This is a genomic window from Nonomuraea antimicrobica (assembly GCF_039536965.1).
Lineage (GTDB): Bacteria > Actinomycetota > Actinomycetes > Streptosporangiales > Streptosporangiaceae > Nonomuraea > Nonomuraea antimicrobica.
The window spans coordinates 1-11,411 of the sequence record NZ_BAAAZP010000181.1 but is presented as its reverse complement, the minus strand read 5'-3'; the positions used below and the strand labels follow the sequence as shown (position 1 = coordinate 11,411).

The window sequence follows — 11,411 nt, the reverse complement described above, 5'->3', positions numbered from 1 at the left end:
GCACGCCGATCCTGTCTGATTCTTTCCAAGATCTGTATCACGAAGTCAGACGCAACCCAGCCTCGACGGACCCGACGGCCCGTCTTCGCCCCCACCGGCCTGGGCGAGCGCCGATGCGCTGGCCGAAGCCGCCCGGCACGCGGCCAGGGTCGTCACCGCGGACGTCAAGCCGCTCGGCCGGACCTTCCGCTGGGGCACTCAACTCGACGTCCGCCGCATCACCATGGACGGCGACCTCACCGAACAAGCTGTCGCCGCCTACATCGCGAAATACGCCACCAAAGCCGCCGAATGCGTCGGCACCCTCGACCGCCGCATCCAACCCCTCGACAACCTCGACGCCCTACCCATCCGCGAGCACGCCCGCCGGCTGATCGCGGCCTGCATGCGCCTGGGTAACCGCTCCGGCCTGGCAGATCTCGGGCTCAGCCGCTGGGCTCACATGCTCGGTTTCCGCGGCCACTTCTCTACCAAGAGCCGTCGCTACTCCACCACTCTCGGCGAACTCCGCGCCGCGCGTGAGGAACACATGCGTGCTGAGGAGATCACCACCGGACGGCTGCCGCTCTTCAACGAGGACACCGTCTTGGTCATCGCCCACTGGGAGTACGCCGGTCAGGGGCTCTCCATCGGAGAACAGGTCCTCGCGGCTGCGCTCACCGGCACCCGTCTACCAGGGCCGGCGGTGATGCCTGATGAGTAGGTGCGATGAGCTGCTGACCGTCCCGCAGGTGCTTGCCGAACTGGGCGGCGTGTCCCGCCGCACCTTTTACCGCTGGCGCGAACTGGGCCGTGCGCCGGTCTGCGTCCAGTTGCCCAACCACGAACTCCGCGTCTGGCGGAGCGACCTCATGACCTGGCTGGACTCGCGACGGGAGACGGTGTGAACACGTACGACGTCAAGCTCGGCGCGATCCAGCACCGTGCAGACCGCGACACGCCACTGTTCATCGCCCGCTGGCGCGTCGCAGGCAAGCAGAAGTCCAAGAGCTTCCGTACCAAGGGGCTGGCCAATGCCTTCATGTCCGACCTGCGGCAGGCGGCGAAGGCGGGGGAGGAGTTCGACCTCGCCACCGGGTTGCCGGTGTCGATGCTGGCACGCGTGTCCTCCGGCCCGACGCTTTTCGAGTTCGCCCAGGCATACGTCCTTCGCCGCTGGAACACCTCGGCTGCCCGCACCCGAGAGACGGACGCCTACGCGCTCCTGTCGCTGGTTCCCGTGCTGGTCACCGACGCGCCGCGGCGTCCGACCGCCGAGCAGTTGCGAGAAGTCCTCCGCACCTACGCCCTCATCCCCGAGAAGAGGCGCCCGGCCCTGACCGCAGCCCAGACCGCGACGTTGGGCTGGCTGGAGCGGGCTTCCCTTCCGCTGTCCGCGCTGAAGGAGTCGCATGTCCTTCGTACGGCGCTCGACGCCATCTCGGTCACCTTCGCCGGCACTCCAGCCGGAGCGAACACGGTACGGCGCAAGCGCGCCATCCTCCATCACCTGCTGGAGCACGCGGTCGAGCAGAAGGCGTTCGGCAGCAACCCGCTGGACGAGATCAAATGGACGGCGCCAAAAGCCGTGACCGTCATCGATCCGCGAACCGTCGTCAACCCGGCCCAAGCCCGGCAACTTCTTGACGCCGTGCCCAAGGTAGGGCGCAAGCGCGGTCGGCGGCTCAAGGCGCTGTTCGCCTGCATTTACTACGCGGCGCTCCGTCCGGAGGAGGCGGCGGACCTGCGGCTGGCGAACTGCACGCTGCCTGAGACGGGTTGGGGCCTGATCGTCCTGGAAAGGGCGCGACCTCAGGCAACGAAGCGCTGGACCGACTCCGGCCAGACCCACGAGTCGCGCAGCCTGAAGCACCGCGCGGACAAGGAGACACGAGAGATCCCGATCCCGCCCGTCCTGGTCACCATGCTCCGCGAGCACGTCGCCGAGTTCGGTACCGCCAAGGACGGGAGGATCTTCAGCACCGCAACCGGCGGCACCTACTCCAGCTCAGCGCACTCCTACGTCTGGCAGGAGGCCCGAAAGCTGGCCCTCACCCCGGCGCAGGTCGCCTCGTCGCTGGCCGCCCGGCCATACGACCTGCGGCATGCGGCGGTGTCCCTCTGGCTGAACGCGAGCGTTCCGGCCCCGGAAGTCGCCAAGAGGGCCGGACACAGCGTTGACGTCCTGCTGCGCGTCTATGCCAAGTGCATGGACGGCCAGCAGGAGCAGATCAACGGCAAGATCAACGACGCCCTGGACACATAGCCCGCATTCATCCACTACCGGCCCCGAGCGTCCCCGGGGCCGGTTCGTCCTGCATCGCTGTTCGCTGACTGGGAGGATCATGCACGAAGACGAGAACCACCCCACCCCCTCACCCGAAGACCTCCGCCAGCTACGGCGCCCGCCGTACGGCCTGCCGATACGAGACCGGCGTCGACCTGGCACCGAGTCCGATCCCCTTAGCTGGCGGAGGTACTCGACCCCCACCCCACCAGAACGAGCACCGCTGCTAGATCGGCGTCGGCTGGCTCGGCCGGCGCTTGCCGCTGGTCTCCTGGGCTGCATCGCCTTCAGCATCTGGTCGAGTTCCTGGGGAACGGAGTGTGTCACGCCCTCATCGAGCGCCGCTTCGACCCCGACACCCGCACCGAGCGTCGTGGAGCGCCCGGTTACGTCCACTCCGCTGACGACGAGTTCGCCAGGATCGCTGCCCTCGACGACGCCCAGGCCCACTTCTGACGTGTCGAAGAGCGAGGCGAAGTCGCCGAGGCCCCATCGTCGATCAGCGCTACCGGCTGTGCCACGCCGACGTCCTCGAAGTGAGCCGCCGGCTCCACACAGGAAGACTACTGTTCCTGCTGATCGCGCGAGGAACGACGGGCACAACGACCCGCGAGCCAGGGAGAGGAAACCGGCGCAGGGGATCGCCCGGACGTGCGACAAAATGTTCCCGCCTTCCCGCCCCGAGTTCCTCTTCCGAAATCGGGCGTGCCACCTTCTCTACGGTTAGCGCGGTTGTTGCGGGGCTGAGGTCAAGAGAAGGGGGCGGAGCTGGCGGGCGAACTCGATGGCGTCGGCTTGATGATCTCGCCCCGGCGCTCCCTTGACGATCTGGATGGCTAGCATTTTGGTGCCGTCCTGTGTCCAGGCAAAGGCCTTGGCCCCAACGATGTTTCCATCTGTATCTTTTATTGGTGCGCTGTAACCTGGACCGATGCCGCTGGGCAGGGCCACCCCTCTGTCCCTTGCTTTCCCGTTCTCTAGACTCTGCAAAGTCGAAGGGAAGGGATCCTGCAGCTCGATGGTCATTGAAGCCTTATCTCTGATGCTCGGTGATTTGCTGACGACACAATGAGAGAAGTCGTTCGCCGATGTTGACCCGCTCGCGTAGAAGCCGCTCAACCCGATGGCTCGGCCAATGGCTTGGCTGGAAAGAAGACCACACTCCACAGGCGGTGTCGTCACACTGCCGAGTGGGCGGCGATCCGCAGGGGGAGGCGATGAACACGCTGCCACAGAGATGAGGATGACAGTCAACAAAGCGGGAGCCGACCAATTTCTCATTCCTCTGCCTCCGGATATGGAGGAACGTCCAACTGGAATCCCTCCCAGACGGCTCGGTCGACCTCATGGAAGACGGCGGCGGCCGGAGAGCTCTTCAGCCACTCATCGTAGGCGATCCTCTGTTGCCAAGTCATCTGATCACGGGGGATGATCTGGCCGTTGGCAAGGAAGTCGCCACCCGACCTCTCGGCATAGTTCTCGGACGCGTGAGGATGCGCGGAACCTTTGGCTGATTCGTCTCCGAACAATCCGTACCGCATCATCACATTTGCCGTTAGGTCGTTGAAGAGGCGCTGGCTCTCGCGAAGGGTTTCCTCTCCCTGGCTGCGTGCGGCCTTGCCCTTGGTGTGCTTGATGCTGTCACTAATAGGGTCTTCAAGATACTCGTAGCCGGCAACGACCCAGTTTCCGGCTGGGGTAAGTGCCAGCTTGAGCGTTCTGGATACGCCATCCTTGAAAGCCTGGCTCTTCTGATCTTTCTGGTCCGCCTCGTTGATGTTGGTCAAATTTCCGGCGTCGACTATGAGGTGGAGCGACTTACCGAGGGCATTCGTCTGAGCATTGAAAAGTTTTCCTGGATTGCTGTTCATGTTGTCGGTGAGTAGCTTCTGGCGATGTGCCTGCTGCTCCTCTTTCGATGCGTCCGGGTGAGCGCGCTGCCACTCGGCGAATTCGGCGTTAACCATATCGCGGATCGCCTTGCCCTGGGCGTCCAGGACCTTCGTACTGTACTCGCCGTGTCCCTCGACTGCAATTTTTAGCGCTTGTGGATCCTTGAAAGCCCAAGTCATCACATTCTTGACCGCGCCGCCATCAAGCATGGCTCCATAAGGCTGCTTGCCAGGGAGGTTCGGGTCAGAGTCGGGCTGTGGATTCACACCCATCGGTTCCGGGAAATCGGTTATAGCAGCTCGATGAACGTCGCCCGTGTAGGCAGAGAAGACGCGAGCAGCGTGCTGCCTGGTATCGGGAAGGCTGGCCTGCGCTCGCGGGTCTGACCAGAAGTGGACGGCCCAGGACGCGATCAAGGCCGACGTGTACCCTCGTGAAGTCCCGGGAGGTTGGCCGTGGTCGCGGAATCTTGTCGTGGCTGCCTCAATGGCTCGGCCGAGTTCACCGTTCCCGCTGCCCCAGAAGTTGTCCCGCATCAGGAAGGACAGGGGCTTGCGTGCGGGGTCGGTGAAGAAGTCTTGAGCGACTCTGGCGTTGTTCGCCAGAGTGGCTGCAAGGCCGGGCCCGAACTTGATGATGTCCTGCTGCTGGGACGGCGGCTTCTGCGCGTTGTCGAAGACCTTGTTGGCGACCTCGCGGAGGAACGCGTCGTCGAGGGTGCCGTAGCGCAGGAGCTCGTCGACCATGCGGCCGCTCATCGGAGAGTCGTCGGTAGCAATCAGTTCGTCGACATAGGTCTTGGGGAGCTTCATCTCGCCAACTCCGCGCGAGGCTGTTCCCAACGTCACACTGAGAGCTCGTGCCAGACGGTCCATGACGGAGGACGACGACGGCTTTGTCCAGTCGTCGTCCAAGGATCCTCGGTGCGCCAGGTAGAGACGTTCCAGTAGCGCCTTCAGCTCCTTCGGCGGCATCTCCTTGGCTAAGGCGACCGCGAAGTACGGATCGTGCTGGTGCTGCTCCAGCAGGTCCAAGGTCTCCTTGGAGAGCGTCCCCTGACCGCTGGCAGCCGCCTTGCGAAGCTGGTCGCCTACGGTCTTGGCCGCTGCGGCGCCGCTTGCCGGTGAGTTCGAGATCCAGAGTGTCTCGTCCGCCCAGACGACGCCCTTGTCGAGTCCGATCTTCTGGGTGGAGATGATGAGGTCCAGGCGGCGCTGGAGGTCGGGGATCTGCTGGGCGATCTGGGAGGCGACGTCCCTGAGTGTGCCTGGTCCGGTCATGCTGGTGCCGATCGAGCTCAGGGCTCTGGCGATCTGCGCATCCGCGTCCGGCCACGCCTGCTTGAGGCGCTTGATCTCGCCGATGAGCTGAGTCATCAGGGCTGGGTCGATGCCGACCCGGTTCGGAGATGGGCTCATCCGCCGGCCTTTCCCGGCAGATTCAAGAGTGGTGGCCACAGTCCTAAGGGGTCTGTTGGTTTGGCGGGATCGGGATGTACGGACTCGACCAGTGCCAGAGCTCGGTTGAAGACGCCTCGGTAGGCTGCCTCCCAGGCCTGGCAGTCCTTGAGCAGATTGTCGGCGGCCTTGCCCTTCATCGCGCCGGCTTCGAGCAGGCCGATGAGCTTGCGCACGTCGTTAGCGTGCTGGTCACGTAACTGTTCGATCGTGCGTCGCGCGGCGGCGATTTGTTCCTGGGTCGCCATCATCCTGGAGCCTTTGGACCTCGAGGACGGCTTTCTATGGGATCAATGTGACGATAAAGGGCCGTCGCGGCGCGGTCGAGCGGAACTACTCATACGGCATAAGCTCAACATTCATCCCGGCTGGTACGTATCACGCATGATGGCAATGGCCTCGGCTACGTCCGCCACCACGTGATCGGCCCGATGTTCGTACCCTGGCCACGTACCTCGATCGACCCAGATTCCACGCAGACCCGCAGCCTGAGCACCTGCGATGTCCGCGACGAGGTTGTCGCCCACCATCCAACCGCCCCCGGTGAGGCTGGCTCCGCACCGCTGAGCGGCGATCTGGAAAAGACGAGCATCCGGCTTCCGGACGCCCTCAACCCCTGACACGGCGTAGCCGTCGACCACGTCGGCCAGGCCGGTTCGCCGAAGCTTACCGAGTTGGTTGTCCGCCATGCCATTGGTGACGATCCCGACGCGCCACCCCGCGGCCCGCAGCTCACCCAACCCCGACAGGACGCCCGGGTAACACTGCACGAGGTACGGCATCCGCCGGCGGTAGCCAGCCCATAGCTCCTCGACCGGTTTCGCCAGCGCGAAGTGCTCGCGCACCTCATTGAAGAACATCTCTCGATGAGGGTGCCTGCCTCGGTCCAAGGCGACGAGCCAGGCGATGTCGCCAGGCTTCAAGCGATGTTGCTCAGCAAACTCCGTGGCCCACCGCAGGAATGCGCCACCGAGATCAATGAGCGTCCTGTCGAGGTCAAAGAGGGCAAGTCGCTGCACGATGACACCTTAGGCGTGAACATCTCGTTGACAACAGGCCGTTCGCGATCCGCTACGTGCTCGGACGATTCCTTCCAGATTTCGCACTAGATCTAGCGATCAGGATCCTCGGATTGCATTGAGAGTTGCTGAGTACGCCGGTTCGGGCTTTCGATGGCTCATCCGTGACCGGACCGAGGGAAGATCCCGGTAATCTTCTGGATGTATCGGTGATGCGGCCCGACGGGCTTCCGCTTCGGTGGCGGACAGGCCCCCATACCGCACGAGTCTTTCGTGCTGCCTGGGGGTACATCCGTGGCCGTTTTCCGGCACTCGGCGGAAAGCCTTGTCCAGTTGGTGTCTGAGTCGGTGCCCGAACGTGTCCTCAGCGATGTGATCGCTGAGAACCTGCGTGCCACCCAAGGCATCAATCCGGGGAGGGGGGAGCGCAGGTCCTGGGACCGGAGCATCCCGATCTTGGCCCGAGATCTGGTCGAAGCCGGGCTTGGTGGCGTCGAGATGCTCATCGAGTACCAACTGCCGTTGACCAGCAAGCGGGCGGACGTCATTCTCGCCGGACGCGACCGTCGAACAGGAGCCGACTCTTACCTGATCGTCGAGCTCAAGCAGTGGAGCCAGGCCGAGCTGTACGAGGACGACGCGGATCTCGTCCTGGTGTCCGGCATGGGACCTCGGCCCAAGCTTCACCCAGTCGTGCAGGTGCGGGGATACTGCGAATACCTGGCCGACTTCGTCGGAGCCCTGGACCAACACCGGAACGCGGTGCGTGGGGTGGCCTACCTGCACAACGCCAGCGACCCGGACATTCACGATCTCTATGACCACGTCGAGGACGAACGTACCCGCCTGTTCAGCAAGACCCGCCGGGGCCACTTTGTCGACTACCTAAGGGGACAGTTCGCGCCCGAGCCCGGCGCCGCGGCGGCCGATCGCCTGCTGTCCAGTTCCATTCGTCCGTCCAAGCAACTACTCAAGGCCGCTGCCGGAGAGATCAAGAATCGCGACCAGTTCGTCCTTGTGGCCGAGCAGCGCCTGGCCTACGAGATGGTCCTGCATGCGGTTGAGAAAGCTCGAGCGGGCAATTCGAAGCAGGTAGTGATCATCACCGGTGGGCCTGGCTCCGGCAAGAGCGTCATCGCGCTGTCCCTGCTGGGTGAGCTCTCCGACCGCGGTTACTCGGCCCTGCATGCCACCGGTTCACGCTCCTTCACTGAGACGATGAGGCGCGTCGTCGCCAAGGGGTCGACCCGGATGAAGGCGATGTTCAAGTACTTCAACAACTTCATGACCGCCAAGCCCAACGAGCTGGATGTCCTGATCTGCGACGAGGCTCACCGCATTCGCGAGACCTCGGCCAACAGGTTCACCAGATCGGACCAGCGAACCGGCCGGCCGCAATTGGATGAGCTGATCAACGCGGCGAGAGTTCCGGTCTTCCTTCTGGATGAGCATCAGGTGGTACGGCCGGGTGAGATGGGGCGCGTCGCCGACATCACCAACTACGCTCATTCTCTCGGCCTTGCTGTGCACCAGGTCGATCTGGACGCGCAATTCCGCTGCGGCGGGAGCCGTAAGTACGAGGAGTGGGTGCTGCGCCTGCTGGGCTTGGACGGCGTCGGTCCAGAGGTGTGGAAGGGAGACGACCACTTCGCTGTCTCCCTCACCGAGTCCCCGTACGAGTTGGAGGCCATGCTGCGAGCTCGGCTTCAAGCGGGGTACTCGGCACGGATCACAGCTGGGTTCTGCTGGTCCTGGAGCGCCCCGAGCGGGGATGACAGCCTGGTCGCCGACGTGCGAATCGGTGACTGGGCGCGGCCGTGGAACGTCAAGGGTGACAGGGCCGTGGGGAACGCACCGGCCAGCGCCTTGTGGGCATCGGCGCCCGGTGGCTTCGAGCAGGTGGGGTGCGTCTACACCGCGCAGGGCTTCGAGTACGACTGGAACGGCGTGATCTTCGGCCCGGACCTCGTCTATCGCGAAGGCAGGTTGGTCACTGTTCGGAGCGCCAGCAAGGACCCGGCGCTGATGCGGAGGGGAGTCAGCGACGAACAGGCGGACCGGTTGATCCGCAACACCTACAAGGTGCTGCTGACCCGCGGCATGATGGGCACCGCCGTGTACTCGATCGATCCGGCGACGCAAGAGTTCCTCGCGGGGCTGCTGGAGACGCAGGTATGAGCGGCCGGGCGGAATTCGAACCTGCACGGTACCCGCGGTAGCACCTTCATCCGCATTGTCGGTGGCGTGCTTTAGCCTTCCTGCATGGACAAGACTGGAGGCGAGGATGGACACTCCCGGGCTGCTCAACCCGGTCAGGTTGTGGGAAGCGGCCGAAGTACTCACCCGCCCAAGTCCCGTGCCGAACGCTGCAGGTATCTACGGGTGGCACTTCACCCAGCCTCCGCATCCCAACTTGCCCGCTGACCATCTCCTCTATGTGGGGATCGCTCCCCGCCGCATGGTGACCCGAGCCAGCAAGCAGAATCTTCGGAGCAGGGTGCGGTATCACTTCCGTGGCAACGCTGAGGGCTCCACTTTGCGACTCAGCCTCGGTTGCCTGCTCGGGCTTGAGCTCCGACGAGTGGGCAGCGGGAAGCGGTTGACCTTCGGCCTGGCCGGTGAGAAGGAACTGACGGACTGGATGGCGGAGTACGCCCGCGTGTGTTGGGTCTGTCATGACGAGCCCTGGATGGGAGAGTCTGAGCTGATCGCTCGACTGGATCTTCCCCTCAACTTGGATCAGAACCGCCGTCACGCTTTTCATCCGTACTTGAGCGGTCTTCGCGCCTCGGCGCGCGCCCGTGCCCGCAACCTTCCGATCAGTTCCTGAGAGGGCGTTACGACAGTTGATGTCCCCTTCGCCTTCTGGTGGGACAAGGCGGGTTTGGTCAGGACGTTATCGGCTGGGGTAATGGCGTGGGTGACCGAGCAATCCCGGCGCTGTTTCGGAGACCGTCTTGTCAGACGACGTGTCGCGCGGGGTAGCGGATGGTAGACGTGGTGCCTCGACTGGCTGCTTGTGAGTGCTTTGTCGATGCGGTGCAGGTAGGAGAACTGGTTGTCACGCATCCTTCGTGAGTGCGGTTGGTGGCGACGTTGACGCCGTTACCGGCAAGCACACCGAGCAGCCACTCCCAGTCTTGGGATGCGTACGCAGCTACGGCGCCCCCTATGGCGATCATGACGGCGACGGAGCGGCGCACCCACTCCATGCCAAGTGCGCGGCCGGCATTTCCATGTCGCGCTGCGCCTGGTCGAGCTCGAGACGCATGTCGAGCAGCAGCTCGGCGGCGCGGGCATTATCGACAGCCAGAGCGTACGGGCGATTGACCGCGGTGGCCTGCACGGCTACGGCGGCGGCAAGAAGGTCCGGGCGTGAAACGGCATCTGCTGGTCGACACCTTCGGAGCCGTGGTCACCGCCTGCGTCAGCCCGGCCAGCGTCAACGACCGTAACGGTGCGGTGGTGCTGTTGGCCTCTGTCTCACCATGGGAGAGCTTCCTGTACCGGGGATTGAGTAGGCGGTTTTGCCGCCTCTGGGTGCTCCTCGTATAAGATCGCCAGGGCGTCCTGTACTGGCGGCACTTTTAGTTCAGCCAGTAGGTCCCGAGTGGCGCGGTCAGTGGAGTACAGCACGATCCCGTGCCTGCCGCGGCTGGCCAAGACACGGTAGATATTGCGGACCAGCCGGTGGCGATTTGGCCCCCAAGTCGGCCGATGCTTATTGTTGACTGATTTCCAGTGATCGTCGGCCCAGGTGTAGTCGTACCCCATGATGACACCGGCATAGTCCCAGTCGAAGCTTTGCGCGGTGTAGATGCATCCGATCTGCTCAAAGCCACGTGGATCGGTCGCCCACAGGGTGCGATCGGGAATTTTATAGCGCTTGCTGCCTTTGAAGGCGTTCCACGGCCGCGCCCAGTCGTCGATGCGAATATCGGAGGCCAGCCGTCCAGCCCGGTATTCGTGGGTCCAGTCCCAGCAGTAGCCCGCGGTGATGCGCGCCGAATGACCTAGGGAGACCCGTGCCCGCAGGTAATCCTCCATCTGCTGCGGTGTGTCGGCGCGCAGGATTTGGAAGTCGCCTTCATACGTCCAAGGGCGGGGCTTGGGCCCGTAGCCAAGCAGATCCTCCAGCCAGTCGATGTACTCGGGACAATGGCTGTGGCGAAACTGGCGCTGCAACTGGATGTCGTGAATGTGCTCACCTGGGATTCCCAGCGCTAAGGCGGCTTGCCTGATCTCCTCGGGCGAGCCGATCTCGTCGTTGCGCACGACCTGGTGGGGGTCCAACAGGAACACTGGTACTCGTGCCGCCTGGATGAGCTCATGGATCTGAGGAATGTCAGAGCGTTGATCGAATTTGTCGAAGCGAAGATTGGAGGTCTTGCGTAGGCGATGCGCCTCGTCGCAGATCAAGACGTTCAGGTGGTTGGGCTCGCGGTGCCGATGCTGGTTGAAGTAGGTAAACAAGTCGGAGATGCCGCCATAGCGCCCGGTTACGTGTTTGCGTAAGGTCGCGGAGAACGCCGCACTGCCTGATGCGTGGGCCGCGGAGCTACGGAGCCCGTTCAGCATGCCCAACAATTCCAGCGCCATGACGGTCTTACCCGTCCCCGGCCCACCGGTGACGATGAATACCTGTTTGGAATTGGCGGTAAATCCCTCCTCGACCAGGGCCAGCACCTTGTCCACCGTCTCGCGTTGCTCGTCCAACAGTGACCCCTTTTCATCCTCAGGCGGCCTGGGCAACGCGGTGGTTCTGAAGGACGGCGA

11 protein-coding genes and 1 pseudogene are annotated in these 11,411 nt (G+C 63.7%); 7 read left to right on the top strand and 5 right to left on the bottom strand.

Annotation, left to right across the window (positions count from 1 at the left end):
* Positions 1-73: 73 nt before the first annotated feature.
* The 4 genes and pseudogenes from ABD844_RS41760 to ABD844_RS41745 form a co-directional block, all read left to right on the top strand.
* Positions 74-703, top strand: a pseudogene (locus ABD844_RS41760) (replication initiator); the annotation flags it as partial.
* Entirely contained in the window at positions 696-887 is a 192-nt protein-coding gene (locus tag ABD844_RS41755) for a helix-turn-helix transcriptional regulator (RefSeq protein WP_344891462.1), read from the top strand. The pseudogene ABD844_RS41760 and the gene ABD844_RS41755, both read left to right, overlap by 8 nt.
* Entirely contained in the window at positions 884-2,245 is a 1,362-nt protein-coding gene (locus tag ABD844_RS41750; RefSeq protein ID WP_344891459.1) for a tyrosine-type recombinase/integrase, read from the top strand. Before ABD844_RS41755 ends, ABD844_RS41750 begins: the two co-directional genes overlap by 4 nt.
* A gap of 339 nt (positions 2,246-2,584) precedes the next feature.
* Positions 2,585-2,722 (top strand): hypothetical protein, encoded by a 138-nt coding sequence (locus ABD844_RS41745; RefSeq protein WP_344891456.1) that lies wholly within the window; start codon positions 2,585-2,587, stop codon positions 2,720-2,722.
* Between the two features lie 267 nt (positions 2,723-2,989).
* On the opposite strand, the gene ABD844_RS41740 is transcribed toward ABD844_RS41745, so the two are convergent.
* The 4 genes from ABD844_RS41740 to ABD844_RS41725 all read right to left on the bottom strand — a co-directional run bounded on the left by ABD844_RS41740 (position 2,990) and on the right by ABD844_RS41725 (position 6,635).
* Positions 2,990-3,292: a hypothetical protein gene (locus ABD844_RS41740; RefSeq protein WP_344891454.1), complete on the bottom strand. Its 303-nt coding sequence runs from the start codon at positions 3,290-3,292 to the stop codon at positions 2,990-2,992.
* A 251-nt stretch (positions 3,293-3,543) separates the two neighbouring features.
* A complete protein-coding gene (locus ABD844_RS41735) occupies positions 3,544-5,535 on the bottom strand; it encodes a hypothetical protein (RefSeq protein ID WP_344891451.1) in 1,992 nt (663 codons plus the stop codon).
* A 38-nt stretch (positions 5,536-5,573) separates the two neighbouring features.
* Positions 5,574-5,867 carry a hypothetical protein gene (locus tag ABD844_RS41730; RefSeq protein WP_344891448.1) on the bottom strand — a complete coding sequence of 98 codons (294 nt, stop codon included), beginning with the start codon at positions 5,865-5,867 and terminating at the stop codon, positions 5,574-5,576.
* A gap of 108 nt (positions 5,868-5,975) precedes the next feature.
* Complete coding sequence (locus ABD844_RS41725; protein WP_344891445.1) at positions 5,976-6,635, bottom strand: HAD family hydrolase; 660 nt, start codon at positions 6,633-6,635, stop codon at positions 5,976-5,978.
* Positions 6,636-6,929: 294 nt separating this feature from the next.
* Between ABD844_RS41725 and ABD844_RS41720 the strand changes: the two genes are divergently transcribed.
* The 3 genes from ABD844_RS41720 to ABD844_RS41710 all read left to right on the top strand — a co-directional run bounded on the left by ABD844_RS41720 (position 6,930) and on the right by ABD844_RS41710 (position 10,014).
* Complete coding sequence (locus tag ABD844_RS41720) at positions 6,930-8,813, top strand: DNA/RNA helicase domain-containing protein (protein ID WP_344891442.1); 1,884 nt, start codon at positions 6,930-6,932, stop codon at positions 8,811-8,813.
* A 106-nt stretch (positions 8,814-8,919) separates the two neighbouring features.
* Positions 8,920-9,465: a GIY-YIG nuclease family protein gene (locus tag ABD844_RS41715; protein WP_344891439.1), complete on the top strand. Its 546-nt coding sequence runs from the start codon at positions 8,920-8,922 to the stop codon at positions 9,463-9,465.
* 387 nt (positions 9,466-9,852) lie between these two features.
* Positions 9,853-10,014: a hypothetical protein gene (locus tag ABD844_RS41710; RefSeq protein ID WP_344891436.1), complete on the top strand. Its 162-nt coding sequence runs from the start codon at positions 9,853-9,855 to the stop codon at positions 10,012-10,014.
* 104 nt (positions 10,015-10,118) lie between these two features.
* Here the strand turns inward: ABD844_RS41710 and ABD844_RS41705 are convergent.
* On the bottom strand, positions 10,119-11,411 hold a 1,293-nt coding region (locus tag ABD844_RS41705), incomplete at its 5' end, for a DNA/RNA helicase domain-containing protein (RefSeq protein WP_344891433.1).

Coding starts and splice junctions, on each gene's coding strand:
- ABD844_RS41715 (WP_344891439.1), top strand. CDS start 8,920: ATGGACACTCCCGGGCTGCTCAACCCGGTCAGGTTGTGGGAAGCGGCC.
- ABD844_RS41740 (WP_344891454.1), bottom strand. CDS start 3,292: ATGACCATCGAGCTGCAGGATCCCTTCCCTTCGACTTTGCAGAGTCTA.
- ABD844_RS41755 (WP_344891462.1), top strand. CDS start 696: ATGAGTAGGTGCGATGAGCTGCTGACCGTCCCGCAGGTGCTTGCCGAA.
- ABD844_RS41735 (WP_344891451.1), bottom strand. CDS start 5,535: ATGACTCAGCTCATCGGCGAGATCAAGCGCCTCAAGCAGGCGTGGCCG.
- ABD844_RS41730 (WP_344891448.1), bottom strand. CDS start 5,867: ATGATGGCGACCCAGGAACAAATCGCCGCCGCGCGACGCACGATCGAA.